Annotated in this window: 24 protein-coding genes; 3 read left to right on the forward strand and 21 right to left on the reverse strand. The window is 59.7% G+C overall.

Annotated elements, in window-relative coordinates; genetic code table 11:
- Positions 1 to 14: 14 nt before the first annotated feature.
- Complete coding sequence (locus tag AC5S27_RS06545) at positions 15 to 1,025, reverse strand: zinc-dependent alcohol dehydrogenase family protein (RefSeq protein ID WP_493933758.1); 1,011 nt, start codon at positions 1,023 to 1,025, stop codon at positions 15 to 17.
- A gap of 139 nt (positions 1,026 to 1,164) precedes the next feature.
- Here AC5S27_RS06545 and AC5S27_RS06550 point away from each other — a divergent pair, with 139 nt between their 5' ends.
- On the forward strand, positions 1,165 to 1,380 hold the full coding sequence (locus tag AC5S27_RS06550; RefSeq protein ID WP_493933759.1) for a hypothetical protein: 216 nt from the start codon (positions 1,165 to 1,167) through the stop codon (positions 1,378 to 1,380).
- A 143-nt stretch (positions 1,381 to 1,523) separates the two neighbouring features.
- Here AC5S27_RS06550 and AC5S27_RS06555 read toward each other — a convergent pair whose 3' ends face one another.
- The 3 genes from AC5S27_RS06555 to AC5S27_RS06565 all read right to left on the reverse strand — a co-directional run bounded on the left by AC5S27_RS06555 (position 1,524) and on the right by AC5S27_RS06565 (position 4,334).
- Positions 1,524 to 2,351, reverse strand: coding sequence for an SDR family oxidoreductase (locus AC5S27_RS06555; protein WP_493933760.1), 828 nt, complete (start codon positions 2,349 to 2,351; stop codon positions 1,524 to 1,526).
- An 89-nt stretch (positions 2,352 to 2,440) separates the two neighbouring features.
- Entirely contained in the window at positions 2,441 to 3,244 is an 804-nt protein-coding gene (locus AC5S27_RS06560; RefSeq protein WP_493933761.1) for an SDR family NAD(P)-dependent oxidoreductase, read from the reverse strand.
- Between the two features lie 208 nt (positions 3,245 to 3,452).
- Complete coding sequence (locus AC5S27_RS06565; protein WP_493933762.1) at positions 3,453 to 4,334, reverse strand: NAD(P)-dependent oxidoreductase; 882 nt, start codon at positions 4,332 to 4,334, stop codon at positions 3,453 to 3,455.
- A gap of 114 nt (positions 4,335 to 4,448) precedes the next feature.
- Here AC5S27_RS06565 and AC5S27_RS06570 point away from each other — a divergent pair, with 114 nt between their 5' ends.
- Both AC5S27_RS06570 and AC5S27_RS06575 read left to right on the forward strand, forming a co-directional pair.
- On the forward strand, positions 4,449 to 5,243 hold the full coding sequence (locus AC5S27_RS06570) for a HipA family kinase (RefSeq protein ID WP_493933763.1): 795 nt from the start codon (positions 4,449 to 4,451) through the stop codon (positions 5,241 to 5,243).
- Positions 5,227 to 5,607 carry a DUF3037 domain-containing protein gene (locus tag AC5S27_RS06575; RefSeq protein ID WP_493933764.1) on the forward strand — a complete coding sequence of 127 codons (381 nt, stop codon included), beginning with the start codon at positions 5,227 to 5,229 and terminating at the stop codon, positions 5,605 to 5,607. The genes AC5S27_RS06570 and AC5S27_RS06575 overlap by 17 nt, the downstream gene beginning before the upstream one ends.
- Positions 5,608 to 5,616: 9 nt before the next feature.
- Here AC5S27_RS06575 and AC5S27_RS06580 read toward each other — a convergent pair whose 3' ends face one another.
- The 17 genes from AC5S27_RS06580 to AC5S27_RS06660 all read right to left on the reverse strand — a co-directional run bounded on the left by AC5S27_RS06580 (position 5,617) and on the right by AC5S27_RS06660 (position 26,086).
- Complete coding sequence (locus AC5S27_RS06580) at positions 5,617 to 6,288, reverse strand: response regulator transcription factor (RefSeq protein ID WP_493933765.1); 672 nt, start codon at positions 6,286 to 6,288, stop codon at positions 5,617 to 5,619.
- A gap of 93 nt (positions 6,289 to 6,381) precedes the next feature.
- Positions 6,382 to 7,164 (reverse strand): response regulator, encoded by a 783-nt coding sequence (locus AC5S27_RS06585; RefSeq protein ID WP_493933766.1) that lies wholly within the window; start codon positions 7,162 to 7,164, stop codon positions 6,382 to 6,384.
- A 15-nt stretch (positions 7,165 to 7,179) separates the two neighbouring features.
- Complete coding sequence (locus tag AC5S27_RS06590) at positions 7,180 to 8,448, reverse strand: YncE family protein (RefSeq protein WP_493933767.1); 1,269 nt, start codon at positions 8,446 to 8,448, stop codon at positions 7,180 to 7,182.
- Positions 8,449 to 8,581: 133 nt separating this feature from the next.
- Positions 8,582 to 11,341, reverse strand: coding sequence for a DNA translocase FtsK (locus tag AC5S27_RS06595; protein ID WP_493933768.1), 2,760 nt, complete (start codon positions 11,339 to 11,341; stop codon positions 8,582 to 8,584).
- Positions 11,342 to 11,510: 169 nt separating this feature from the next.
- Complete coding sequence (locus AC5S27_RS06600; RefSeq protein WP_493933769.1) at positions 11,511 to 12,428, reverse strand: undecaprenyl-diphosphate phosphatase; 918 nt, start codon at positions 12,426 to 12,428, stop codon at positions 11,511 to 11,513.
- 203 nt (positions 12,429 to 12,631) lie between these two features.
- A complete protein-coding gene (locus AC5S27_RS06605) occupies positions 12,632 to 13,645 on the reverse strand; it encodes a hypothetical protein (protein ID WP_493933770.1) in 1,014 nt (337 codons plus the stop codon).
- A gap of 431 nt (positions 13,646 to 14,076) precedes the next feature.
- The gene (locus tag AC5S27_RS06610) at positions 14,077 to 14,514 is read right to left on the reverse strand and encodes a TA system VapC family ribonuclease toxin (protein ID WP_493933771.1); all 438 of its coding nucleotides are present in this window, start codon (positions 14,512 to 14,514) and stop codon (positions 14,077 to 14,079) included.
- On the reverse strand, positions 14,486 to 14,734 hold the full coding sequence (locus AC5S27_RS06615; protein WP_493933772.1) for a hypothetical protein: 249 nt from the start codon (positions 14,732 to 14,734) through the stop codon (positions 14,486 to 14,488). The genes AC5S27_RS06610 and AC5S27_RS06615 overlap by 29 nt, the downstream gene beginning before the upstream one ends.
- Positions 14,735 to 14,755: 21 nt before the next feature.
- Positions 14,756 to 15,757: a threonine ammonia-lyase gene (locus AC5S27_RS06620; protein ID WP_493933773.1), complete on the reverse strand. Its 1,002-nt coding sequence runs from the start codon at positions 15,755 to 15,757 to the stop codon at positions 14,756 to 14,758.
- A 68-nt stretch (positions 15,758 to 15,825) separates the two neighbouring features.
- Positions 15,826 to 16,602 (reverse strand): hypothetical protein, encoded by a 777-nt coding sequence (locus AC5S27_RS06625; RefSeq protein ID WP_493933774.1) that lies wholly within the window; start codon positions 16,600 to 16,602, stop codon positions 15,826 to 15,828.
- The gene (locus tag AC5S27_RS06630) at positions 16,599 to 17,129 is read right to left on the reverse strand and encodes a hypothetical protein (protein WP_493933775.1); all 531 of its coding nucleotides are present in this window, start codon (positions 17,127 to 17,129) and stop codon (positions 16,599 to 16,601) included. Before AC5S27_RS06630 ends, AC5S27_RS06625 begins: the two co-directional genes overlap by 4 nt.
- A gap of 34 nt (positions 17,130 to 17,163) precedes the next feature.
- On the reverse strand, positions 17,164 to 17,688 hold the full coding sequence (locus tag AC5S27_RS06635; protein ID WP_493933776.1) for a hypothetical protein: 525 nt from the start codon (positions 17,686 to 17,688) through the stop codon (positions 17,164 to 17,166).
- Positions 17,685 to 18,386, reverse strand: coding sequence for a hypothetical protein (locus tag AC5S27_RS06640; protein WP_493933777.1), 702 nt, complete (start codon positions 18,384 to 18,386; stop codon positions 17,685 to 17,687). The genes AC5S27_RS06635 and AC5S27_RS06640 overlap by 4 nt, the downstream gene beginning before the upstream one ends.
- On the reverse strand, positions 18,379 to 18,897 hold the full coding sequence (locus tag AC5S27_RS06645; protein WP_493933778.1) for a hypothetical protein: 519 nt from the start codon (positions 18,895 to 18,897) through the stop codon (positions 18,379 to 18,381). The genes AC5S27_RS06640 and AC5S27_RS06645 overlap by 8 nt, the downstream gene beginning before the upstream one ends.
- 108 nt (positions 18,898 to 19,005) lie before the next feature.
- Positions 19,006 to 20,661, reverse strand: a complete 1,656-nt coding sequence (locus tag AC5S27_RS06650) for a ribonuclease J (RefSeq protein ID WP_493933779.1) — start codon at positions 20,659 to 20,661, stop codon at positions 19,006 to 19,008.
- A 56-nt stretch (positions 20,662 to 20,717) separates the two neighbouring features.
- On the reverse strand, positions 20,718 to 23,384 hold the full coding sequence (locus AC5S27_RS06655; RefSeq protein WP_493933780.1) for an ABC transporter permease: 2,667 nt from the start codon (positions 23,382 to 23,384) through the stop codon (positions 20,718 to 20,720).
- A gap of 47 nt (positions 23,385 to 23,431) precedes the next feature.
- Positions 23,432 to 26,086 carry an ABC transporter permease gene (locus tag AC5S27_RS06660; RefSeq protein ID WP_493933781.1) on the reverse strand — a complete coding sequence of 885 codons (2,655 nt, stop codon included), beginning with the start codon at positions 26,084 to 26,086 and terminating at the stop codon, positions 23,432 to 23,434.
- Between the last annotated feature and the right edge of the window lie 19 nt (positions 26,087 to 26,105).

The following is a 26,105-nucleotide window of genomic DNA, read 5'->3' on the forward strand; positions in this document are numbered from 1 at the left end:
CTAGAGCCGCAGTCCTAATCAGCCGAAATCACAATCTTCCCAAAATGCCCCGCGCTTTCCATATGCCGCAGCGCCTGCCGCGCCTCCGCAAACGGAAACACCGTGTCAACCACCGGCTTCAGCTTCGCAAGCGAAATCGCCCGGTTCATCGCCACAAATTCAGTCCGCGAGCCCACATACACCCCATGCAGCCGGATCTGCTTCACCAGCACCGGCCGGATATCCACGCCGTCGTTGGCCCCAGAAAGCACCCCGATCTGCGCCACCGTCCCGCCATGCTTCACGGCTTTAAGCGACCGCCCCAGCGTATCCGCGCCGCCCACTTCGACCACCAGATCCACACCATCTCCGCCGGTCTGCTCAAGCGCCCATTTCTCCCAGTCCGGATTCTCCCGGTAATTCAACCCGGCATCCAGCCCCAGCGACCGCGCCCGGAGCAGCTTCGCATCGCTACTCGAAGTCCCAATCACCCGAGCCCCCGCCATCTTGGCAAACTGCAGCGCAAAGATAGAAACCCCGCCGGTCCCCTGGATCAGCACCGTATCTCCCGGCTGCGTATTCGCCGCCGTAAACAGCGCATTCCACGCCGTCAAGGCCGCGCACGGCAACGTCGCCGCCTCCGCATAACTCAAGTGCGCCGGAACTGGGACCAAACCATGCTCGGGGAGCACAACCTCGGTAGCCAGCATCCCATCGATATCCCCGCCCAGCGCGCCCTTCTGCTTCGCCGCCGCCGGCCGCCCATCCAGCCAGTTCTGCATGAAGATCCCAGCCACGCGGTCGCCGGCCTTCCACTGCGTCACGCCCTCGCCCACGGCCATCACCTCGCCGGCGCCATCGGAACAAGGCACCCGCGGCATCGCCAGCTTCGGGTTATACCGTCCCTGCACCACCATCAGGTCGCGGTAATTCAGCGAAACAGCATGCACCTTCACCAACACTTGCCCTGCCGCAGGCTGCACCGAGTCCCGCTCCACCAACTCCAAAGAATCAATCCCAAACGCCGGAATCTGCCACTGCTTCATCGTAAAAATCTCCCTCACCAGCCTACCGTAAGCACCGGCTTTTCCTATTCCCTGATCCCTAATCCCTGGTCTCTCGGGTGAAGCCACGTACAATAGACATATGGCACGAGGTTGGGAAAGCAAGTCGGTGGAGGAACAAATGGCAGCAAGCCAGCAGCAATCGGCGAATTTTTCCGGTAGCGCCAAGGATCTTAAGAAGCAGCAAGTGGACAAAGCGCACATTGCGCGTCAGCTTCAGGCGCTGAACCTGCAAAAGGAAAACATCCTCTCGCAGCGCACCTCAAATGCAGGCCGTCGCGCGGCTCTCGAAGCAGCCCTGGCCCACATCGAAGCCCAGATCCAGGCGCTCAACTAGGTTATTTCTTCGGCAAATTAGTACGCACCGGGACGGACAAACCATGCCCCTGCCGAAGTTGCGGAAAACAGCAGCAAGTGCGGCCCTTTACCGGTCAGATTGACCAGTCGCGCGGTTGGGTCACCATTCGACCCGTTACGCTATCATTTCGGCGCCAGGTCCCCAAACCAATAGGCAGCTGTCACCCCGCCATCCATCAAGAAATCGCTACCCGTGATAAAGGCGCCATCCCGACCCATCAGGAGTGCGCCGACGGTTCCAACTTCATCGGGAGTGCCTGCTCTCCCGGCCGCCGAAATCTCAAGCATCCGCCTGTAGCCCGGTCCGCGCGGCCCCTTCAATTCATCGTTCGCCAGTGGGGTAATGATGATGCCCGGACTGATGGTATTCACGCGTGCGCCGCGTTTCCCCCAGCGAACAGCCTCTGCCATCACCCGCAACGAGTTTCCTCGCTTTGAAATCTGGTAAGCGTGCAGTGAGTCCTTTACCTTGTCCGGCTGCACCATCGGCAGACTCAGCAGTTCCTCCACGGGTGTTATGGCCAATGCGGAGTTCTGCTCTGCCGTCAGCGGTGGCAACCGGTGACCGGACTGCGAGGCAATCACCACGCCAGCCCCTCCGCGTGCGATCACGTTGCCGAATTCTTCCAGCACCAGCGCCGTTCCGTAAAGATCGACCTTGAGGATCGTCTCCGGCGATGCCTGCGAAGGAGACACTCCAGCCGCGTGAATCAGCCCCGTCACATCGCCGAGTCTGGTCGCTAGCTCCACCAGCGCATGAACCGATGCGCGCAACGATACATCCACCGTCGCGGTCTCCACGTTGAAGCCCGCATCGCTCAAAACTTTCGCCGCCGCTTCCGCGTTTTCCTGGCGAATATCGGCCAGCAGAACAGTCTTGCCTGCGCCGATGCGCCGCACAATTGCCTGACCGATCGATCCGGCTCCAATCACAACGATTACGTCTGGCATGGTCTCCCCTTCGTAGCGAGTTCGTTCTACACACCTGTCTGGTCGCGTCTCGCAGGGGACCCATTATCGTGGATCGAATTCCTGAGACGCTACCGGGTGTTCCCCGTCGTTCCTATCGTCTCCCGGTGAAACAGGAGCGAGTTCGCCTGCGCCACCGGCGTCATCAGCACATGCGCGATATTCACATGCGCCGGCCGGCTCACCGCCCACAGAATCGCATCCGCGATATCCCCCGGCGTCAGCGGCGTCACGCCCTGGTACACCTTCGCCGCCCGCTCTTCATCGCCGCGAAAACGCACCTTGCTGAAGTCCGTCTCCACCATGCCAGGGTCAACACTGGTGACCCGCAGCGGCGTGCCCAGCACGTCCTGCCTCAGACCGTCGTTGATCGACTTCTCCGCAGCCTTTGTCGCACAATACACAGCGCCCATCGGATAGGGAAGCTCTCCCGCTGTGGAACCAAGATTGACGATATGGCCAGCCTTCCGCTCCACCATGCCCGGCACGACCGCGCGGGTCACATATAGAAGACCCTTCACGTTGGTGTCGATCATCTCTTCCCAATCCTCGATCTTGCCCTCGTAGAGCTTGTCCAGCCCCCGGCTCAATCCAGCATTGTTCACCAGCACATCAATCGCAGCCCATTCGGCAGGCAGCGCAGCAATCGCCGCAGCCACGGCGCTGGCATCCCGTACGTCGAGCGAGAAAGTATGCACCCCGGCAGCGCCCCGGCTCAGCGCCTCAGCAGCCACAGCTTCCAGTTTGTCAACGCGCCGGGCAGCGAGTAGAAGCCGCGCTCCCGCCTCAGCAAACGCATAAGCCGTTGCTTCACCGATACCGGCGCTCGCACCGGTAATGAATACAGTTTTTCCACGAAGAGAGGAGAGTCCCATGAGGTCATTCTAACCAGTGGTTTTCAGAGATCGAACCCGTCATCTCACCAAACCCTGCGACATGGTGAAAATCCGCACCTGGATTACGCAGTGTGCCACGCCGATTGCGCAAAGTCCTCACGTGTATTGCGCAAAGTCCTTACGTTTATTGCGCATCGTTGGACATGGATTGCGCAGCGGCACATGGACCGCACACAAATGACCTGTCTTAGTTTTTTGCCGCCTTCTCCGCCGCCTGCAGCATCCCCGCAGCCCAGTCCGAACTCCCCAGCCCATCCGCAATTGCCTCTGTAAACCGCTCCGAAATCGTCTCCGCCACCGCCAGCTTCGCCTCGCCCGCAGCCTCCAGAAACAGCGACAAATCCTTCCGCCCCAATGCGACGGTAGCTCCAGGAGGTGTTGGCGGGTTCAGCATCACCTTGCTGTAAGCCGCATAAAACGGCGACTGAAACAGCGCCGAATTCACCGTTTCCAGCAGCAACTCCGGCTCCAGCCCGTGTACCTTGCCCATGATCACTGCTTCCGAAAGTCCCTGTATCATCATCGTAATCAGGAAGTTACCCGCCAGCTTCAAAGCATGTGCCTGCGACGGCCTCTCCCCCACAACAGAAAGTCCCCGGCTCAAAACCGCCAGCAGCGGCCGCGCCAGATTCACCGCAGCCTCCGGCCCAGCCACGACAATCCAGAGCTTGCCCTCAGCCGCCACATTCGGCCGCCCAAACACCGGCGCCGCCACATACTCCTGCCCGCGTTCGGCATGAGCCGCAGACAGCCGTTCCGAAAGCCCCACACTGATCGTGCTGCAGGCGATATGCAGTGCGCCTTTCTCTATCGCCGCGATCGCGCCGGCATTGTCAGCATCGCCCAGCAGAACAGCCTCATGGGCCGCATCGTCAAACAGCATCGAGAAGACTATCTCCCTTCCGGCAACAGCCTCCGCAGCGCTCGCGGCTACGGCAGCGCCATCCTCTGCCAGCGCCTTAGCCGCAGCAGCACTGCGATTCCAGACGGCCACCTCATGCCCGGCAGCGATTAACCGCCGAGCCATTGCCGAACCCATATTTCCCAAGCCCAAAAATGCAATCTTCATAGTCAATGCCTCACCTCATGAGGCTGTAAATCCCTGATTTCGCGAGCACTCGCCTCGTGTGGAGACGGCCCTTTCGCGAATCAGCGTCCACGAACATCGTAAACTGGAGGCTCGATGACGTCTGTCTCTTTACGATCCGCTGTTGCCACCCGATACGTTCTTCCGCTGCGCGAAGGCGGCTCCCTGCCTGCGATCGTTGAAGCGGATGACTGCGGCCTCTACGTCGTCAAATTCCGCGGCGCAGGCCAGGGTCCGGACGCCCTCGTCGCGGAGTTGGTGGCTGGCGAAATCGGCAGGTCACTTGGCCTTCCGGTCCCGGAAATCATCTTCATCGAAATTGACGCAGCCCTTGGCCGCAATGAGCCGGACTCAGAGATTCGACATCTGCTCAAAGCCAGCGTCGGCCTCAATCTCGCACTCGACTATCTCCCCGGCTCCACCATGTTCGACCCCGCCGCCAGTGACCCAGTCGATCCCGCGGAAGCATCTCTGGCCGTCTGGTTCGATGCCTTCGTCCAGAACGTCGACCGCACCCCGCGCAATGCCAACCTGCTCGTATGGCACCGCAAGCTTTACCTCATCGATCACGGCGCGGCTCTTTATTTCCATCACAATTGGGCCACCATGCCGACGAAGACCGAGGCTCCGTTTACCGAGATCGCTCATCACATCCTGCTTCCGTGGGCCACACGCATAGAGCAGGCTGGCGGACAGTCTCACACAAAACTGAACAGGGAAGTCTTCGCATCGATCCTGGATCAGGTTCCGGATCAGTGGCTTGAGTCCAATCGGGAGGGAATCACGGCGGCGGAGAAGCGGAGTGCCTACGTCGAGTTCTTCGTTGCTCGCCTGGCCGCTTCTCACATCTTCGAGCAGGAGGCGATCGGCGCACATGCCCGTCTCATTTGATTACGCCACCATCCGCGTCGTGCCCCGCGTTGAGCGGCAGGAGTTCATCAACGCCGGCTTCGTCGTCTTCTGCCTGGAAAAGAACTTCCTCGCCGCCCGCATCCATCTCAACGAGCAGCGCCTCACAGCGCTCTGGCCGGGGATCGATGTGGCACTCGTTCAGAAACATCTCGAGGCAATCGAAAAAATCAGCAACGGAGATCCAAGCGGCGGCCCGTTGGCGGCCTTGTCAAAGCGCGAGCGCTTCCACTGGCTGATCTCCCCACGTAGCACCATCATTCAGCCGTCGCCGGTACACACTGGCATCTGCGAAGATGCCAGCTCGGTCCCCGACCGGCTTGCGCATCAACTGCTCGATATTTAGAGATTCAAGCTACGAAGGCGTAACCAGCGTATGCGCAATGGCAAACAGCGCCAGCTCCAGCCGGGTGGAAACGCCCGTTTTGTCGAAGATGTTCGACAGATGCCGCTTCACTGTTTCCTCGCTCAGCGTGAACTGCTTGGCGATATCGCGGTTGCTGCAGCCCTCGACAATGCATCCCACCACTTCGAGCTCACGCGGAGTCAGCCCGTACGTCTTGCGCTGGGGCACCTGTGCCTGCTGCATCAGCGTATGCAGAGCGCTCACGAGATTGACGACGCGCTTGCCACCAATCCAGTAGTCGCCCGCCACCACCGTGCGGATCGACGTCTGCAGATGATCCGAAAGCGCGTCCTTCAGCACAATGCCGCGCGCGCCGATCTGCAGAGCTTCAATAATTTGTTGGGTCGTAATTGTCGACGTCAGCAGAATGATCTTGACCGTCGGCGTACCATTCATGATCGCCCGCATCGCTTCAAGACCGGGCAGGCGCGGCATCTGCACATCGAGCAGCAGAATATCCGGCTCCAGCTCCAGCGTCTGGGTGATCGCCTCGTCGCCGTCCGAAGCCTCGCCTACAACTTCAAAACCGGCGTGCGCCGACAGCATATTACGAACGCCAATGCGAACGACCGGATGGTCGTCAGCCAGAACAATGCGAATGATGCGGTCACTACGGTCCATCGGGGGATCATCCTCCAAATATCCAGTTGCTCTGCCGACCATCATGATCGGCCAGGATCACGCCAGCCAAGCCCGCTTCAGGCGCACTTTCAGCTAGGACGGAAATTCATCCCCAAGCATACCCTCAAGCGCGTCCAGCGCGTCACGCAATTGCGCCAACTCGTTTGGCCATGTCACTGCCAGGTTACTAATTTCCAGTCTAGCGGAAATGTTTACCACACTAGTAACCCCAACCATGCTACTACCTCCCTTGATGGTGTGAGCAATCCTTTGTACTTCTCTCGTGTTTTGCGCGTCCATCGCAATTTCGATCGCGTCAAGGCGAAGTTTCAGGTCACAGGCTACGGCCGTGTAGATTTCACGCACTGCGGAGACCGGCATCATCGCTCTGAGCTTACCGAGAACTACGGGATCAATAACGGGATCAACTGCCGGAACATCCGCTACCAGTTCCGCGGAGCCAGTTACTTCGGGCAGAATTTCCGGCATCGGTGCAATTCTCTTGACGCTTCCGCCATCGAGCAGCGCCACCACATCCTCAGCCTGGATCGGCTTGAGCAGAAAAGCATCCGTCTTCGCACGAATCTCTTCGCCGGGGTCGCTACCGCTGATAGCGACAATGGGCGCGGTGGAAGACTGCCGCAGCCACCGGATCAACTCCACGCCGCTCAGCCCGGGCATCTGCGTGTCCATCAGGATCAGCCCCGGCATGGCATAGACATCATTATCCGAACGGTTCTCCACCAGCGACAGGGCATGCCTCCCGCTCTCCACCGCGTCCACGGGAAAGCCATGCATCTCCAGCATCATGGCCAGCACATCGCGGCTGATCTCGTCATCGTCAATGAGCAGAACGCGGGGGAGCGGCTGAGACATAAAGCTAGTGTGCCACTAATTTCCGATCACCAGCACCTGAAAGCTCCCTTTGACCGCAGACGCCTTGACCACTGGAACGTCCCCGGGGACCGGAGTACCCTTCTGATTCAGGTCGAAGCCCATCAGGTTCGTGACCAGGTACACTTCGCCGCTGGACGAGTTCACCGCCAGCGTTCGCGCCCTCTGCTTCGTCGGCAGGGTCTGGATCACCGCATAGCTGTCGGAGATACTCTGTCGAATCACGGTCACCGAGCCCAGCCCGCCGCCGTTCGCCGTAAAGATCAGCCCTCGATTGGAGTCATAAGCAACGGCATCTGTTCCCGGCCCGATCGCCAGCGACGCCACCGTCTGTCCGTTCCCCGAGTTCAGAACCTCCATCCGGCGGTTGTCACAGATCGTGAACAGTCGTCCATGCGCGGCGTCCACGGCGAGCCCGCGCGGAGTCTGGCAATCCTGCCCCAGGCGGAAGTGATGAACCCGGTTTTCAATCGGCGAAGGCGGTGGCGCGTTGCCTTGGGCAAGATCACTCCGCCGCGCCGTCCAGTCAATCTCTACTGTTTCCACGGGTTTTCCGTTGGCATGCTGATGTGCCACCTCGGCCAGCCGGCGCAAAGGGTCGGCCAGCCCTTGCGTGTCAAAGTAAGCAACTTCGCTGCGATCTGTCAGGTTGATGAAGACTTGCCCGCGTCCATCCGCCTGCCCGAAGCCCAGCTTGCCCTGCAGCAGCAAGTCCGCCAGCCGGGTTCGTGTATCCGCATCGATCACAGTAACTACCGACTTCACGACCGTCTCTCGTGCGTTGGTCTTCGATGCTTCTTCCGACAAAGGCTGCGTGCAGATGGCAAAGACCAGCCGCGTCGCCGGATCGAAGACCACCGCACGCGGATTCGGGCCGGCAGGCACCCGCGCAACGACCTGATAGGATCGGCGGTCAAATACGACTACCTCGTCCGCCGGGCCATCACTGACGTACCCGAACTGTCCGTTGTCATCGAGCGCAATGCCATGCGCATCGCGCGTCGGACCCACTGTGCCGGCCACGCGGCCCGCGCTAACGTCCACCACCTGCACCATCGGTCCGTGGGCAACGAAAAGCTGGAGAGCCTTCTCGTCGAAGGCCATGTAATCCCAGTTGCCTTCCCCGCCGATGTTCCACGTCTGCTTGATGAAAAAAGGCTTGCCGGGTAGTTCGGTGACAGCCGGTCCGCTTAAGGGAGGTCCGGTCTGGGCAACAAGGCACGCAGCTGGCAGGCAGATGAACAGCGCTACGAGCAGTCTCTTCATCGTGGCCCCACCTCGATTGCTTGATCCTACTAGCTTGATCCTAACCACTTCGACGAGCAGTCACAAGCAACCGCTCGTGACCGCCTATGCGGAGTTAGCCGACCGCCTTAGCCGATCATCCTAATTGATCGCCCTAATCGATCGCCGCTGGAACTTCGTGCAGCCAGCCCGGATGCTTCAGCAGTTCCCGAGGCCGCGAGCCGTCCGCCGGACCAACCAGCCCATCGCGCTCCATGAGATCAATCAGATGCGCAGCGCGGCCATAGCCAACCCGCAATCGCCGCTGCAGCAGGGAAGTCGATGCCTTGCCGAACTCGAAGACCAGTCGCACTGCGTCGTCGAACAACTCATCGTTGTCGTCCTCCGCCGCGCCTGTTCCTTCGCCCTGTGCACGCTCTTCGCGTGGAGCTTCGAGGAAGCCCTCGGCATACTCGGCCTCGCCCTGGGCCTTCCAGAAATCGACGACAGCAGCAGTCTCCATCTCGCTCACATAAGGCGCATGGATACGCATCAACCGCGAAGTCCCCGGCGGACGGAAAAGCATGTCGCCACGTCCAAGCAGGCTCTCAGCGCCGTTGTCGTCAATGATGGTGCGCGAGTCTACTTTCGACGCCAGCCGGAAGCTGATCCGGGTCGGCACATTGGCCTTGATGAGGCCGGTAATCACGTCCACCGAAGGCCTCTGCGTCGCCAGGATGAGGTGAATCCCCACAGCGCGCGCCATCTGCGCGAGGCGAGTGATCGACTCTTCGACATTGGCCCGGTCGAGCATCATCAGGTCGGCCAACTCGTCGATGATGATCACGATGAACGGCAGCGGCGTCTCTTCCTCACCCGCATCGGTGAAGAGACTGGCCATGCCCGGTTCCGACAGCTTGGCGTTGTACTGGTCAATGTTGCGGACGCTGCGGCTGGCCAGCAGTTTCAGCCGGCGCTCCATCTCGCGAACAGCATTGCGGAGCGCGTTGGCCGCCAGCTTGGCTTCGGTAATGATCGGCGTGAAGAGATGCGGAATCCCTTCGTACATGCCCAGTTCCACGCGCTTCGGGTCAACCAGAATCAGCCGCACCTGCGCCGGAGTGGTCCGGAACAGCAGTGACATGATCATCGCGTTGATGGCTACAGACTTACCCGAGCCGGTCGAACCAGCGATGAGCACGTGCGGCATGCCGGCGAGGTCAGCAGTCACGATGCGTCCATTGATGTCCTTGCCCATGGCCAGCGTCAGGCGGCTCTTGGCCTTGGCGAAGGTTTCGGACTCGATCACGTCGCGCAGGTGGATGGTCTCGCGGTCGTGGTTCGGAACCTGGATGCCGATGGTGCTTTTGCCCGCCATGCGCTCGATCAGGATGCTCTCAGCGCGCATCGCCAGGCAGAGGTCATCGCCGAGGCCGGCAACGCGGCTGTACTTCACGCTCGCGTCCGGCTTGAACTCGTAGGTGGTGACCATCGGACCGGGATTGATCTGAACGATCTGGCCATTGACCTTGAACTCACCGCATTTTTCCACGAGCTTGCGAGCCTCTTCGCGCAGCAAGTCTTCGCGAATGGCCAGCGGTTCTTCGCCCTGCGTCAACAGGGTGCTCGGCGGCAGCTTGAATCCGTCCACACGCTTCGGAGCAACCGTCACTGTGCGCAAATCGATATCGGCACGCTCGTTCACCGGCAAAGACTCTGTGGAAGCAGCGGGCGGAGCGGCAGCCATCGGCCGCGCTCCCAGAGGGGCGATCGGCGCGTAAGCAGCGGGCGCGGCGTATGCGTCCTCTTCTTCCATCTCTGCCATGGCGGCGAGTTCGGCCATCTCTGCCTGGCGAGCTGCCTCGGCTGCCGCTTCTTCGGCAGCTTCCTTGGCGCGGCCACGCAGCGGCATCGAAACCACGTCGGCTATGGGCTGCTTTGCGGGCGTGTTGGTGAAGCGTCCGGAGATCGGAACCACCTCTGCCGGAACTTCCAACTCGCGAGCTTCCGGCTCGGGCGTGAAATGCGTCGCGCGTCCCGTCTCGACTACTTCGCGGCGCTCCCACAGATTCGGCCGCACACCGCGATTGGGATACTCCTCCTCATCCTCGCGAACCGGCTGCGAGCCAAGCCGCTGGAACGCGGGCACCTCGTCCAGCAGGTCTTCCTCGTCCATGGTCCGCTTGCGGCGCATGAACCCGAACATGCGCGCGAAGATCCCAGGGCGCTGATATTCCTCTTCGTAATCCTCTTCTGCGGCATCCGGTTGGATGCCCAACTCCGCCTGGCGAATCGCCTCCCGCTCGGCTTTCTGATCGGCCTTGTCGGCTTGCCAGTTGCGATAGCGGTCATGGAGTGCCGAAAGCTGAATCGACCGCTCCTGGCTCCATTCCCAGGCAGCGCGGAAGCTGAAGTTCGAACCGAGATAGAGTCCGCCCGCAGCCAGCACGGCGGCAACGATGGCCGCGCCCGTCAGGTTCAGGTAGCCGGTCAGCAGGTCAGCCATCAGGCGGCCGGTCACGCCTTCAATGGCCATCACATGCAGCCAGCGCCAGTGCCACGGCAGCATGCCGAGCGCAGTGGGAAGGAAAGTCAGCGTGAGGATCACGCCCGTCCAGCGCAGCCATGCCGCGCCGTTGTTCTGCGAACGAATCCAGGTCAGTCCCAGCCCGCCCAGCCATAGCGGAAGCCCAAACGCCGTGATGCCGAAGGTCTGGAAGAGGATATCGCTGAGGTAAGCGCCAACTGGGCCAATCCAGTTGCGTACGGCCTTCGCGCCGACAACACCCGTCGACGTGTTCCAGGAGTGATCAGAGGCGTGGTACGTAGCGAGTGCAAGAAGAAGGAGCGCGGCGGCCAGCATCAGCGTGACGCCCAGCAACAGGTTCAGCGGGCGGCTACGCGTGGGGGAATGAATGATTCGGATGGGCTTCATGGCAGGGACGCAGCCGTGTACTTAACTCAAGCCGGAAGATCCAGCGAGCCAGAACCACAGCGAGAACCCAGAGCAATTCCTATTATCGCGCCATGAAGGGTCTTAGAAGCGGCGGCCTAACGGCAAAAGCGCCGGAGGAACCATGCTGCGAACCCCCGGCGTCCCCGGCCTAGTGCATGCCCAGGAGCTTGCGTCCCAGGGTCAGGAGCAGGATCGCGAGGACAATGCGGTAGGCGGCGAAGAGCACCAGACCGTGCCGGCGGACCCATTGCAGAAACCACTCGACCACGCCCAGCGCAACGATGAACGAAACTACAAAACCGATCACAAGGACAATCCAGTTCTGCGTGTTCATGACCAGAGGAGCGATCACCTCTGCGGCTTTGGGGTGCAACACTTCTTTCCAGAGGTCGTACCCGGTGGCTGCGAACATCGTCGGAATGGATATGAGGAAGCTGAACTCGAGCGCCGTGGCACGTGTCAGGCCGGCAATCTGCCCGGCGGCGATCGTGGACATGGAGCGGGACGTTCCGGGGAAGACTGCAGAGAGCGTCTGGCAGAGGCCGATCCAGATAGCCTGCCACAAACTCATCTCCTCGATATCGGAAACACCTCCGTCGCGCCGGACTGTCCACGCATCAACAACCCACATGACGATGCCGCCGATCAAGAGAGCCAGTGCGATCACCTGGAGGTCTTCGAGGTTCTTGCTGATCAATTTCTTCAACAGCAAAGCTGGCCCAGCGGTGAACACGAAGGCGATCAGTGTTAACGAAATGGGATGGGTGAGAACTGTGCGTCTTCCGTTCTCGCCTTTGGGGAATGTTCGCAGAAACTCAACAATGCGGCCCATGAACAGCAGGCAGAGAGCCAGGATCGCTCCCAACTGAATCACGATCGTGTACATCTTCCAGTAAGCGACCTGTTGCAGACAGGCTGCCTGATCGAGAACCGAGCAGTCCTCGGCCTTGATGGGAATATGCAGCAGGGCTTCAGCGATACGCAGGTGAGCGGTCGAGCTGACGGGCAAGAACTCAGTTAAACCTTCCACGATGCCCAGCAAGACGGATAGAAGATAGCTGTTCAATGAACCTCCCTGATCTTGTACAAACCTTGGCACGTGTGACTGAATGCAAGTCAAGCCGTGCGCTATGGGTGAATGTGGGCAACACCAAGAAATGCAGCGAAACTGCGCGGGAAATCCATTCGCGAGTGGGAGCGTCGCAACCAGAATACGCGAATCCCAATTTGAGGCAAGTCCGTATTTACCTGTTCCGGCTACAAAGGGTCCTACTCCGGGTCGGAACCGTAGATAGCCAGACCTTGCTCGAACTTATACACAAGCGCGGCGGCACGGGCTGTGTAGTCGGAGGCAGGGAACTTGTCTTTGAGACGGCCGGCGAGCTCTTTGGCTCTTGCGTGGGCTGCGTCCTTCTTTTTGTCATTGCCGTCGGCGCCGTACATATCGCCGAGCACTCCCTGGCGGTAAACCGCCTGATAAAGAGCCTGCGCGGTTCGCGGCCCGTCGGGATGTTCTTCGGCGTATTTCTCGAAGTAGCCGGATTCTTTGTCGGGGCACTTGGGCTGGCCCTGCCAGTCTCCGCAGAGCTTGTTGTCGATCAGCGCGAACGCTGCGAGGTCTGCCTGTTTGGAGTGCGGCCAGAGCTTGATGACGCGCTTCATTTCGTCTTCGTAGAGCTGCTCGCGGAGATAAGCCTCCTTCTCTTTGGCCGATGGCCGATGGGACGCATCGATCTTCTCAAACTGCCAGCGGATGTCGGCGGCTCGCCAGGCTGCTTCTGGGGCGAGCGGTGAGGTGGGGTAGAACTCTACGACTCTGCGATAGAGCAGGCGGGCGGTCTGGCCAGCGTTGCGGGGGCCGCGGGCGTCCTCGGCCAGGATCTCCAGGCTGGCGGCTTCGCCCATCAGAATCTGGTCGCCGTTGGGCGTCTCTTCGCGGACAACGCCGCGGGCCTGCATCCAGCCGGAGACGGGCGGCGGAGCTGCTTCCTGGCCGAAGACTGGCGCGTCGTGCTCGTCCGCCTCTTCGACATCGGTGTTGGCGAAGACTCGGACCCATGGGCCGCTGGTCTCGGCGACGACCAGTTCGCGGCCTTCCTGGATGCGGTCTACCTTCTGTGAGCTTGTGTCCGGCGCGACATAGAGCGGTGTCGTCCGCAGGATGGTGGCGCGGGGCCCGGCGATGGGCTTGACCGTCTTGTCCTGCTGCGGCTTCTTGTCGGCGGCGGATGCCGTGAGGAGTGAACCGGAGAGGATGCACGCGGTGATGAGGAGTCGTTTCACAGTCCAAATCATAATGGACTGACGCGGAACGGATTGTTCAGTTATGTCCGGTTGAGAACTGAGTTCAACTTCGCTGATTTAGGCGAAAAAATCGTGCCTTTTTGGGCTGAGGGGGTGGGAGGTATGGTTTTTGTGTGCAACTCGTTGCTGTGATTCGGCTTAGATTGTGTTTTTGTGGCGCTTAAGGGTGGTTAAGGCGCACTCAATGCAAATGCGGAAAGCAGATTCCCTTCGGGAATGACAACAAAGTAGACAGCGGCGGCAACTGTGATTGGAAGACTGAAATCATTTTGCGCCTTTTGGAATAAATAACACGCAACTCTCGTCAATCTTTTTCGTTGAGGACTTCGGCGAGCATTTCCGGGGCTACGTTGCCGCCGTCCGGGATGCCAAATCGTACGATCGTATGGCTTACTGTTCTCCGCCTGGATTCAGCGCAGCAAGATTGCGCCGATTCCTTGCGCGGCGAGCGCCCGGTCAAAGGTGACGAGGGTAATCGAAGCCGCTTCTGCGAATGCCGCAAGATAAGCGTCCGCCCATTGTTTCGTCGAGACTTCCTCCCGCTCCGTTCTCCGGCGAAAAATTGCTTCGAGCCCGCGCGGTTCCTCCAGCATCTTGACTGTCGACAGATGTGACCAGGCATCGAATGCCTTCCAGGCCTGGGCCTGGGTAAGAACGTCTGCCTGCATGGCGGCGGAGTTGGTAAGCAATCGCAACAGTCCCAGTTGGGTGAACCGGCAGAAACCAAGGATGGCATTTGCAGGCAGGGATCGCTCCCAGGCTACAACCGAGGGATGGTGCGGATGAATTTCGTGTGCCAGCGCCAGCCAGACGTTCACATCAGGGAAAAGGAATGTATTCGTAGACACCTTCTTCTCCCAGTTGCAGAGCGCCGGGATTTGTCGCGCGAAGGACCGGGAACTGAGGCCGCTTTTTGGCCCCCGATGAATCGCCAGTGCGCATATTCGAGGCCAGGGAATCCAGGATGATCTGCTTGATCGTGACGCCTTCGGTTGCGGCGCGGACCTTCAAGTCGCGATAGATCGAATCGGGAATATCGACGGTTGTGCGCATGGAAAATTGTAGCATATTTATGTTTTTATGGTTGGCTCAGCCTTGCCCCAGCAAAACCTCGGCGAGCATTTCCGGGGCTACGTTGCCGCCGCTCAGGATGGCTACTGCCTTCTTGTAAGGTGGGAGCTCGTGAGCATGGAACATCAATGCTGCTGTGGTGACTGCGCCGCTGGGTTCGGGGACGAGGCGGGTGGTGGCTACGATGGCGCGCATGGCGGCGCGGATTTCTGCTTCGGTGACGTTGAGGATGCGGTCGACGAAGGCCTGGATGTGGGTGAAGTTGCGCGCGCCTAGGCTTTGGGTGCGGAGGCCGTCGGCTATCGTGCGCGAAGTCAATTCGGCGGGCCAGGTGACGATTTTGCCGGTACGGAAGCTTTCGGTGGCGTCGGCGGCTAGTTCCGGTTCTACGCCTACGACGATGGCGTTCGGGTTCAAGAGGCGGACGGCGGTTGCTACTCCGCTGAGGAGGCCGCCGCCGCTGACCGGGCTTAGGACGAGATCAAGATTGTCTGGGTCGGGTAGGTCTTCGACGATTTCGAGGCCGCAGGTGGCCTGGCCGGCGATGACGGCTTCGTCGTCGTAGGGCGGGATGACGATGTAGCCGTGCCGGGCGACCAGCTCTTCGCATTTGGCGAGGCGTTCGCTGGAGGCTACGCCCACTTCAACGATTTCGGCGCCGAGGGCGAGGGTGGCGGCGCGTTTGATGGCCGGGGCGTTCGAGGGCATGACGATGACTGCCTTCGCCCCAACTGCGCGGGCGGCGTAGGCTACGCCCTGGGCGTGGTTGCCGCTGGAGTAGGTGATGACGCCGCGGCTGATCTCCTCGGGAGTGAGTTGGAGGATGCGGTTGGCTGCGCCGCGCAGCTTGAAGCTGCCGATGGGCTGGAGGCTTTCGGCCTTGAGCCAGATTTCTCCTGCTGTGCCGGGAAAGGGCGCGCGGACGAGTGGCGTGCGCAGGGCTACGCCGGAGATGCGGGCTGCGGCTTCGCGGATGGTGTCGAGGGAGGTGAGGGAAGAGGTTTCTACAGAGGAAGCCATGGATGAACCGCCGTCAGTATGGGATTACCGTCCTTCCAAGTATCTCCGACTACGGAGGCGTTTTGCTATCACGCTCGGCTTGCAAGAGCCACCAATACTTCATCTGCGACGAAACTGTGTAACTGCTCTAAATCGTCGATGTCCAAAAAGATACCCTCGTTGAATTCGCCAAAAACTACGACAGATGAAATCTCCGGCTTGAGGTATTTAGAAGAACCACGGCACAAAACATCGTAGCCGTAATCGGTCTGTTCGCGGCTCATCTCTGGAATAACTAAGCCTGGGATCTCTAGTCCGAAATGGGGCCACCCAGCAATATCGACCTGCGTATGTATGGATATTCGTCGGTGCTTGTCGATCCTATTCAAGTGATGTATGCGCCAGAGAGGGTCAGCAAAAAGAGGCGTTCTTGGTTGTCGATTGTATGGCTGAATCGACTTTATGTACTCAATAGCTAGGTCGCTCAGGCCCTTTACTTGGGAATTAAATGTTCTTCGACGATCGGCATTCAAGGGCTGCTCAAAAACAGGGAATTGACTGCCTTCGGAATCCTTCCCTGTTCGATGATTGATGAGCGACCAAACAGCCTGATCCAGAGCCGTTCGCAAACACTGCAGGAAGTCCCCACAGATGAGATAGATCGACACATGCGGCTGCTTGAGATGAATACTGTATCGGACCTGATCTTGTTCGAGTTCTTCATTGACAACAATGGTATGAGAGTCTGCACAAAATGCATCGACTGCCTCGCGCAGGGAGTCCAGATGACTCTTTGCCCAGTCGGTCTTACATAGAGCATTCGTTAGAGGATAAGGTTCGGGTGTAGTGTGGGGAGCGCTACTCAAGGCAGATACTTCTCCGGGACTTTTTCGTCTGCTGCCTCTGCTTGCCAGAAGATCTGGTAGATGCGCCAGCGTTTGCCGTCGTTAAGTGCCTGAATGCTGTTGATGCCGCGGATCTGGACTGGGCCATTGGGTTCGGTGCGGAGTTCGTAGGTGCTCCAGAGGTGGGCGATGTGGCCGTAGGTTTCGGTGGTGACTTTGACCTGGTGTTCGTAGACGTTTCCGCCGCGGGCTTTGACTCGATCGATCCAGCCGTCAACGGTGAGTGGGTGCGGGGTGTAGGTGCCGTCTGCGCTCTTCGATGTGGGGACGAGATGCGCGTCGGGCAGGAGGAGTTCGCGGAGACAGGTGCGGTCCTTGTCGACAGGGCCGCTGACGGCTTCGTCGAGGGCTTTGATCAGCTCTTCGAGCGTGGGCGTGGGGCGGCAGACCATTGGCGTCGCGATGGCTGCGGCAGTTGGCGTCTGTGCCCTCAGAGCGTGAGCCGCGAGGACGCAGAGAACTGCCAGAGAAAGCAGGGTGGATTTCATAGCGCGATTTTACAGAAGCCGGGAGGATCGCTGTTTATTGTTTTGCCGATGGGTGGGGAAGATAGCGGCCGGGGAGGGGTTTGCCGGGGGTGGCGTCCTGCCAGAGCATGGCGAAGGCTTTCCAGCTCTGGCCGTCGTATATCAGCTGAAAATCTTCGATGCCGGTGGACTGGACCGGTGCTGTGGCCGAGGCACGGACCTCGTAGGTGCGAGTGATGCGGGCGACGTTTTCGTAGACTTCGACGGTGGAGTGGAGGGTGCGCTCCCAGAAGGTTTCGCTGGAGTGCTTCTGGTACCAGGCGATGAACTCGGCGGGGGACTCGGTGGTGCGGGTGGATTTGCCGTCCTTGCCGAGGATGACGCCGGTGATGCGCGCGTCCGGGGTGAGCATGCTGAGGGTGCAGGCGTGGCTGCGGCTGCCGGGGCCGATGACGGCGTCGTTCCAGGTCTGGACGAATTGGTGGATGTCGCGGACGGGTGGGCAGGTCGGTGCTGATTGCGCATGGAGTTGAGCGGTGGCGAGTCCCAAAACAAGTGAGAGAAGGAGGTGATGTTTCATAGCGAGATCCTGTTGGACAAGAGCTTCAGCTTAGCAAGCAAATCCGGGAGACGCTGCTGACTTGACTCGTCAGGGAGCAGGTATCCGGGGAGAGCACTGAGAAACTGCGACTCTTTGAGTAAGTGTTGAATTTCGTTTGCCAGAAATTCCTGAACGCTAGGTTCCGCTTCGGCAATTTCATTACGCAAGCTCTCGCGGCCATCAATGACGGACACAATATCTTCCAAGTCTCTGCTGCTGTAGAAGTCTCGCTGCCCTCTTTGTCGGAACGCCTCAAGTTTGGTGGCCAGAAAGTACGGCGCATTGATCGCCCGCACTGTCGATCCATTGGGAAGACTTGCAACCATTGAAAACCGGTGCGCGTCTTCATACCATCGGTTGGAAAATCCCAGGATAGTCTTGTCGAGTGGCATGACGTCGAGGATCAAATCGCCGAAGCGCCACCGGCATATTGGGGCGTTGGGTCTCACATCCTCGTAAAATCCACGGCGGCGTAGTTGTTCTGAAAAGACCATATAGTCGGCGTACGTAAGAGCCTGGATGATTACATCCACATCCAGTGTGGGTCGGATGTGCGCTGCAGTCGGATCGGTGATTAAGAGTCCAAGTGTGGAACCTCCCACAAACACAACACTCTGCACGAGCGGGCCAAGCTTTTCCGCGGTATCTTCCAGCATGATTGAGTTTGGGTCATACATGGTTCATTAATCTCTTCTTCAACTCTTCGATCGCCAGTTGCCTTTCGCGAATTCTTTCTCCTCGTATTGCATCGACCAATGCGAGAAGTTCATAGAGTTTTTCGTCTCGCAAAGCTGCCTCAGGAACCTTCTTGTGTAAGGGAGTTAGGGCGGTGCCGCGAACTGTTCCGTCCTTGTAAGGCCATACCACCGGAGGTTCGTTACTCGGTTGAAATTGGGAGTTAAGCGGTTCAGCAGAAGCCCCCGTCGGAATTCCGCGCATCAATGCCCCGCGCCTGGCAGGGAAGACATAGCGGAGTCCGTGGCTCAGGAATTCGAGCAACCCTGCACGATTGAGCAGTTTTCCGAGTTCTGACAGATGGACGAGGCTCGCTGCGACACAGCGTTTCAGGGAGAGGGAAATCTCGACAGGCGTTACACCTAGCTCTGCGGCCAAATCCTTTGAGCGCACCTTGGGGTCGCTCTGCAGTGAGAGCTTGAGCAGAAAAAGAATGTCGAGTCCGTTGAGCATATCGCCATGATACGCGAAAAATTAGTAATTAACGAAATTGTTAATTTATTTGAGATGCCCCGCGAATCAAGCCATGACTGCAGGGCATTTCAGGTTGGTTGATGTGAATCAGATTTCGAGAACTACCGGCATGACCATGGGGCGGCGGCCGGTGGTTTTCTGGATGTAGCGTTTGAGTTCTACGCGGATCTTTTCTTTGACCATGCCGTAGTCTGCTTTTTCTTCGACGCTGAGGCCGTCGAGGCTGCGCATGACTACGTCGCGGGCGCCGTCGGTGATGTCCTGCCCGCCGAAGCCGCGCATGATCACTTCGGGGGACTGCTCGACCTTGCCGGTGCGCTTGTTGAGGGCGAGTACGGCGAGGACGATGCCGTCTTCCGACAGAGTGCGGCGGTCCTTGATGACGAGGTCTTCGACAACGTCAATGCTGGAGCCGGAGTCGATGAGGACGCGGCCGGCGGTGACTTTGCCGTTCTTGCGGGCCTGGGTCTTGTCGAGTTCGAGTACGTCGCCGTCTTCGATGACGATGGCCGAGCCGATGGCGCCGGTGTCGGTGGCGACCTGGGCGTGTTTCTTGAGGTAGCGGAAGTCGCCGTGGACGGGGATGAAGTACTGCGGGCGGACGAGGTTGATGAGCAGGCGCATCTCTTCCTGGCTGCCGTGTCCGCTGACGTGAATGAGGCCCTGCGAGCCGTCGTCGTAGATGACGTTGGCGTCGCGGCGGGTGAGGTGGTCGATGACGCGGAAGATGCTCTTCTCGTTGCCGGGGATGACGCGTGAGCTGAGCAGGACGGTGTCGCCGGCATCGATATGCGCCTGCTTGTGGGTGTTGACGGCGGCTCGGCTGAGGGCGGACATCGGCTCCCCTTGCGTTCCGCTGATCATGATGAGCAGCTTCTCGGGTGGGAAGTCCTTGATCTGGCCGGGGTGGATGATGAGGCCGGGCGGGATATCGAGGTAGCCGAGGTCCTGCGCAATCTCCGAGCTCTCGTTCATGGAGCGGCCGATGATGGCGACCTTACGGCCGTGTGTGCGGGCCAGCTCCAGCGCGATGCGGATGCGGTAGATGGAGGAGGAGAAGCAGCTGAAGAAGAGCTTCTTCTTGGTGCGGGAGAAGATTTCGTCCAGGCGTGGCTTGACGGCCCATTCGCTGGGTGTATAGCCGTTGCGCTCGACGTTGGTCGAGTCCTGCAGCAGGGCGAGGACGCCGCGCTTGCCGTATTCGGCGAAGGTGTGCAGGTCGAAGGGCTTGCCGTCCGGCGGGGAGAGGTCGATCTTGAAGTCGCCGGTGTGAATGACGACGCCGACCGGGGTCTCGATGGCGAATGCGACGCAGTCAACCAAAGAATGCGTCACGCGGATCGGCTCGATGGTGAACGGCCCGATGGTGAACTTGACCTTGGGTTCGATCTCGATCAGTTCGACGACGTCGGTGAGCTTGTGCTCTTCGAGTTTGCCGTCGACGTAGGCGAGGGTGAACTCGGTGGCGTAGACCGGAACCTTGATGGCCTGGAGCATCCACGGGAGGCCGCCGATGTGGTCCTCATGGCCGTGGGTGAGCAGGATGGCGCGTACATGTTGCTTGTTCTCAATGAGATAGGTGAGATCGGGGACGACAATATCGACGCCAAGAAGCTCGGACTCGGGGAACATGAGTCCGGCATCGATGACAATGATATCGTCTTCCCAACGCAGCGCCAGGCAGTTCATACCGAACTCGCCTAATCCGCCCAGGGGGATTATTTTCAGTTTTTTAGTTTGCATCACTCGTCTCTCTCATGCTACCACCCCGGCATAGACGACGAGTGCCGTCAAGCCGTTCACTCGCCGCGCAGTGCGGTCATTGGATTGATCCGGGAAGCGCGCCTTGCCGGCAAGAAACCGGCGAGTAGGGATACGGAAATGAGCAGGAGGACGACGCCTGCGTAGGTCAGGACGTCCGTTGCGGCGGTGCCGAACAGGAGTGCTTCGATGGTTCGCGCAAACAGGAAGGACGCGAGGGTGCCGATGGCGACCCCGATGACCGCCATCGCGGCGGTCTTGCGCAAGATGTTTGCCTGGACCTGTTGGGTGGTGGCGCCGAGAGCCATGCGGATGCCGATTTCCTGGGTGCGCTGGACGACGGAGTAGGAGATGGCGCCGTAGATGCCAAGCGACGCGAGGATGAGGCCCAGGGCGGCGAAGCTGAGGACCAGCATGAGGAAGAAGCGGCGCGGAGAGACGGCTCGATCCACGGTCTCTGAAAGCGGACGAAGTTCGGTGGCGGGCTGGCCGGGGTTGACGGTGCGCAGGGCTGCGAGGACAGAAGGCGCGAGTGTGGAGGCGGGCAGCGAGGAACGGACGATGAGCTCGGCTCCTTCTGGCTGGTATTGTCCGACGGGGATGTAGAACTCCGGGCCGGCTTCGGATTCGAGGCTGGTCTGGGTCACGTCCCGTACGATGCCGACGACGCGTGCGGCACCGGCGTCACCCCCGTCGAGGACGGCGAACTGGCCGAGGGCATCTTTGCCGGGCCAGAAGTGGCGTGCCGCGGCCTGATTCAGGATGACGACCTTCTCGCGCTTCGGGCCGTCCTGCCAAGTGAAATCGCGGCCCTCGGCGAGGCGGATGCCAATGGCAGCGAGGTAGCCGGGGGTGACGATGCGGACAAGAGCTACGTCGAATTTGCCCTTGGGAGGGACGTTATCTTTTGCCCAGAACTGCCAGCTTCGATTGCGGCCGAGGGGAAGCATGTCGGCTTCGCCTGCGGCCTGGACGCCGGGTATTGCGGAGACCTGGCGCAGCATCGCCTGCAGGGTTTGGGAGCGGGTTTCATCGCTGCCGTCCTGCTTGATGTCGATCTTCATGGCAGAGGCATGGCTGGCATCGAAGCCCATGTCCACGTTGAGGGCATTGATGAAGCTGCGCAGCAACAGGCCCGCGCCTACGAGCAGCACGCAGGAGAGAGCTACCTGAAGAACAACCATACTGGAGCGAATGCGTTCGCCGCCATTGCTGGATTGATTGCCTTTGCCGGTGCCTTTGAGCGACTCCTGCAGATTGCGGCTGGCGTTGCCGGTGGCGAGCTTCATGCCGGGCAGCAAGCCAAGAGCGATGGTGGTGAGGAGAGTGAGCAGCAGCGTCCAGAGGAGACCGGTGGCGTCGATTTGGACATCATGCAGCAGAGGCAGAGCCACGGCGTCCTGATGCGCAAGGTAGCGGGTGATAGCCCATGCCAGGGCGAGGCCGAGAGAAGAGCCGGCGATAGCCAGCACGAGGCTTTCCGTGAGGAGTTGGCGGAAGAGGCGGATGCGTCCTGCGCCTAGCGCAATGCGCATCGCGAACTCCTTCGTGCGGGCGCTGGCACGGGCGATGAGCAGGCTGGAAAGGTTCACGCAGACGATGAGCAGCACGAGGCCGACGGCGGACCACATCATGATCATCGAGCCATGCAGCTTACCGCTGACGTGCTCCTTTAGAGCAGTGAGCGTGGGCGAGAAATCGTAGTCGGCGTGGGAGCGATTGATCTGCTTGAAGAGAAGGTCGGACTCGGCCTGAGCCTGAGCGACGGTGATGCCGGGTTTCAGCCGGCCTACGACCGCGAGCGTATTACCCCAACTACGCATCTCGTCCATGACGGCGGGGGTGAAGACATCGAAGTCCATGCCGGGGGTGAAGACAGAGCCGAAGTCAAAGCCTGCGGGCATGACGCCGATGATGGTGAAGGGCTTCTTGTTGAGTGACACTGCCTGGCCAATGATGCCGGGGTTGCTGTGGAACTGGCTTACCCAATAGCCGTGGCTCAGTAGCACTGCGGGGCGGCCGTTCTTTTGCAACTCTTCTTTGACGAAGAGGCGACCTAACTCCGGTTGCACGCCGAGCGTCTCAAAGAAGTTGCCGGAGACCATGACGCCCTGCACTCCGCGTGCTTCACCAACACCGGTAAGCGTGTACTCGCTGTTACCGAGGAACGGGTTGTAGGCTGCGACTTCGCTGAAGGACTGGTTGGTGCGCTGGAAGGCTTCGTAGTCGTCGACGATGAACGTTTGCGCACCGAGGCCGCCAGCCGCGCGGAGTGTGGGGTCGAGGTTCTTGCCGGGCTCAAGCCAGGTGAGGCGCTCGGCTTGCGGGAAGGGAAGCGGGCGAAGCAGCAGTGTGTTGACGACGCTGAAGACGGCAACGTTCGCGCCGATGCCGAGTGCGAGGATCAGCACAGCGACGATGACGAAGGTTCGGTCGCGGCGGAGGGTGCGAAGGGCGTAGCGGATATCCTGCATGACTGTCTCCAGGCGGAAATGAATGACTTCGTGGCTGCGTTCTTTGAGTAGGGTTACGTTGCCGAATTGACGTGCTGCTGCGCGACGGGCTTGCTCGGAGGACATACCTGCTTTGGTGAAGGTGCGCTCTGCCTCAGTGCGGTGAAAGCGCATCTCTTCTTCCAACTCGCGTCGGTAATGGTCGCGGCGAAGAAGCAGAAACAGCTTACGGAATGTGCTGGATATCTTCATCTCGGATAGCTCTGTGTAACTCTACGTTTCCGGGCCAACTTAGTTCCTTATTCGGCGCGTAAAGACTGCATGGGATCGATCGAAGATGCGCGCCGTGCAGGTAGGTATGCTGCCGCGAAGCCGCCAATGGCGAGCAATGCGCACACTGCGACGATCGTCAAGGGATCATGTTCGCTTAGTCCAAAGAGGAACGAGCGAATGGCGTGTGTTGCTGCCCAGGCAAAGGCAAGGCCGGTGATGAGTCCTATCCCGAGCAGGGATGCTGCGTTGCGCAGAATGAGCAGGACTACGTCGTTGCGTTGTGCGCCGAGAGCCATGCGAATGCCCATCTCCTGCGTACGTCGCGTGACGGAATATGCCATGAGACCGTAGATGCCGACAAGTGCCAGCAGCAGAGCCATGCCTGCAAAGACTGCAAGCAGCGATGTTTGAAAGCGGCGCTGTGCGCTGGCCTCTGAAACAAGATCGCCCATGGTGTGAATGTCGGTGAGGGCGAGGTTCGGAGCCGCGGCTTTGAGTACGGAGCGAACTTCGTCAACGATTGTGTGCGCAGGGAGCGTGGATCGTATTGCAAGTGAGGCTTCACCGAAGTCGAAGTTCGCGTGATACACCTGCGGTTTTGGCTGCTCTTCGAGGTTTGAGTGACGAACATCGGCGACTACACCGATGATCGTGTTCCATTGTTTATGATCGTCGTCGGTGCTGATGCGCGCTCCGATGGGGTTGCGATGAGCCAGGTAGGTTTGCACGAAACGTTGATTGACGATCGTAGGTTGTGTTCCGTAACTTGCATCGCTATCGGTGAACCCGCGACCGGCGATGAGAGGGATGCTCATGGCGGAGAAATATTGCGGAGTGACGGAGCGTCCTTCAACTAGTTGACCATCGACGTTGGGATACCCCTCGACCTGAAAGAAGCCCACGCTCTCCGTGTTGCTCAGCGGCAGATTGCTGACTGCTCCTGCTGCAGTGACTCCGGGCAGTGCACGAACCTTGTCGAGGAGGGGTTTGAAGTATGGGGAACGGTCTGCCTGCTGATTGCGATATCGAGCCTCGGGCCACAATGTCATGGTCACTGTGCCTTGCGAGAAACCGGTATCGACAGACTGTACGTTGATGTAGCTGCGCAGCAAGAGTCCGGCGCAGGCCAGGAGCACAACTACCAGCGCTGTTTCAGCGATGATGAGAGCGCTCTGCGAACGGCTATGGCTGCCTGCGACACAGCGGCTGTTGCCGCTTGAGAGAAAGTTATTGAGGCCTAGCTTCGACACGGCCAATGCAGGCAAGATACCGGTGAGAACGCTGGTTCCGAAGGCGACAATCAGTGTGAACGCCAGCACTCGCAGATCCAGTGATGCTGTGTTCAGACGAGGAATGTTGCCGGGATCAAGTAGTGGCAGTGCGCGCAGGAAAAGCCAGGCGAGTCCAATGCCGAGCAGGCTCGCTGCACTGCCGATGAGCAAAGATTCAGTGAGCAGTTGGCGCACGATGCGGCCTCGTCCTGCGCCCAGTGCTGCGCGTACACTCAGTTCCCGCATGCGGTTGGTGGCGCGTGCGAGAAGCAGGTTTGCTGCGTTGCCGCAGGCGATGAGGAGGACGAGACATACAGCGCCGAAGAGGATCCACATCAGTCGCTGAACAGGCCCGATCGCTGTATCCAGGAAGTGCTCGATGAGGGCCCCACTGCCACGGAATACGCCGGTATGAAGCTTGTCCAGGCGGGACATGATGGCGGACATTTCGGCTTGCGCCTGCTGCATGGAAACGCCGGGTTTCAGGCGGGCGATTGCGTTGTTGTCGCCGGGCTCGCGGCTCGTTCTCTGCTGCGGTGTGAGTGCCAGCGGAAGCCAGACTTGCGTTGCTTTGATGCTGGCGGTGCCGTAGGGCAGGTCGGAGAATTGTGGGTAGGCGAAGGCCGGCTTCATTACGCCAACGATTCTGTAATTCACGCCGTCCAGTTGCACAGAGCGCGTGAGGATGTCCGCGTCGCCATTGAACATCGATTGCCACAGAGCGTGACTGATGACGGCGACTTTGTCGTGGCCAGATTGCGTATCGTCGCTGATGATAGTTCGGCCCAGCAGAGGCGCTGACTGAAGCGTGTTGAAGAAGTTGCTATCGACGCGAGCCGCGCCAATGCGGTCTACCGAGTTGTGCGCGGATATGCTGAAGGTGGCCTGCGCGAAAGCGGTCATATTGGCAAAGGATTGGCTTTGCCGCTTGAGATCAGCGAAATCCGCATAGCCTGGGGCGAGTACTTCGGCAGGTATAGGGATGTTTGGGTTGGGTGTGTAGAGATAGACGAGACTGCCGGGATCGCCGTAGGGAAGTGAGCGCAGCAACACTGCATTGACGAGGCTGAAGACGGCTGTGCATGCGCCGATGCCGAGCGCGAGCGTGAGTAATATCAGAGCCGTGAAGCCGGGGCTTTTGCGCATCTGGCGAAGGGCGTAGTTGAGGTCTTGCAGGACAGTCTCGAAGCGGAAGCTGATGGCTTCGTGGCTGCGTTCTTTGAGGAGAGTGGCGTTGCCGAACTGGCGTGCTGCTGCTTGCCGGGCGTGCTCGGGGGACATACCTTCTTGGGTGAAGCTGTGCTCGGCTTCAGTGCGGTGAAAGCGCATCTCTTCTTCAAGCTCGCGGCGATACCGGTCGCGGCCAAACAGTATGCCCAGCTTACGAAAGAGTCCACTCAACTTGCTCATAAGCTATCTCCTGAAACTC

Source organism: Acidicapsa borealis (assembly GCF_059115245.1).

Coding starts and splice junctions, on each gene's coding strand:
- AC5S27_RS06660 (WP_493933781.1), bottom strand. CDS start 26,086: ATGAGCAAGTTGAGTGGACTCTTTCGTAAGCTGGGCATACTGTTTGGC.
- AC5S27_RS06650 (WP_493933779.1), bottom strand. CDS start 20,661: ATGCAAACTAAAAAACTGAAAATAATCCCCCTGGGCGGATTAGGCGAG.
- AC5S27_RS06645 (WP_493933778.1), bottom strand. CDS start 18,897: ATGCTCAACGGACTCGACATTCTTTTTCTGCTCAAGCTCTCACTGCAG.
- AC5S27_RS06640 (WP_493933777.1), bottom strand. CDS start 18,386: ATGTATGACCCAAACTCAATCATGCTGGAAGATACCGCGGAAAAGCTT.
- AC5S27_RS06545 (WP_493933758.1), bottom strand. CDS start 1,025: ATGAAGCAGTGGCAGATTCCGGCGTTTGGGATTGATTCTTTGGAGTTG.
- AC5S27_RS06570 (WP_493933763.1), top strand. CDS start 4,449: ATGACGTCTGTCTCTTTACGATCCGCTGTTGCCACCCGATACGTTCTT.
- AC5S27_RS06595 (WP_493933768.1), bottom strand. CDS start 11,341: ATGAAGCCCATCCGAATCATTCATTCCCCCACGCGTAGCCGCCCGCTG.
- AC5S27_RS06550 (WP_493933759.1), top strand. CDS start 1,165: ATGGCAGCAAGCCAGCAGCAATCGGCGAATTTTTCCGGTAGCGCCAAG.
- AC5S27_RS06630 (WP_493933775.1), bottom strand. CDS start 17,129: ATGAAATCCACCCTGCTTTCTCTGGCAGTTCTCTGCGTCCTCGCGGCT.
- AC5S27_RS06560 (WP_493933761.1), bottom strand. CDS start 3,244: ATGGGACTCTCCTCTCTTCGTGGAAAAACTGTATTCATTACCGGTGCG.
- AC5S27_RS06620 (WP_493933773.1), bottom strand. CDS start 15,757: ATGGCTTCCTCTGTAGAAACCTCTTCCCTCACCTCCCTCGACACCATC.
- AC5S27_RS06565 (WP_493933762.1), bottom strand. CDS start 4,334: ATGAAGATTGCATTTTTGGGCTTGGGAAATATGGGTTCGGCAATGGCT.
- AC5S27_RS06580 (WP_493933765.1), bottom strand. CDS start 6,288: ATGGACCGTAGTGACCGCATCATTCGCATTGTTCTGGCTGACGACCAT.
- AC5S27_RS06590 (WP_493933767.1), bottom strand. CDS start 8,448: ATGAAGAGACTGCTCGTAGCGCTGTTCATCTGCCTGCCAGCTGCGTGC.
- AC5S27_RS06555 (WP_493933760.1), bottom strand. CDS start 2,351: ATGCCAGACGTAATCGTTGTGATTGGAGCCGGATCGATCGGTCAGGCA.
- AC5S27_RS06635 (WP_493933776.1), bottom strand. CDS start 17,688: ATGAAACATCACCTCCTTCTCTCACTTGTTTTGGGACTCGCCACCGCT.
- AC5S27_RS06585 (WP_493933766.1), bottom strand. CDS start 7,164: ATGTCTCAGCCGCTCCCCCGCGTTCTGCTCATTGACGATGACGAGATC.
- AC5S27_RS06575 (WP_493933764.1), top strand. CDS start 5,227: ATGCCCGTCTCATTTGATTACGCCACCATCCGCGTCGTGCCCCGCGTT.
- AC5S27_RS06655 (WP_493933780.1), bottom strand. CDS start 23,384: ATGAAGATATCCAGCACATTCCGTAAGCTGTTTCTGCTTCTTCGCCGC.
- AC5S27_RS06615 (WP_493933772.1), bottom strand. CDS start 14,734: ATGCTACAATTTTCCATGCGCACAACCGTCGATATTCCCGATTCGATC.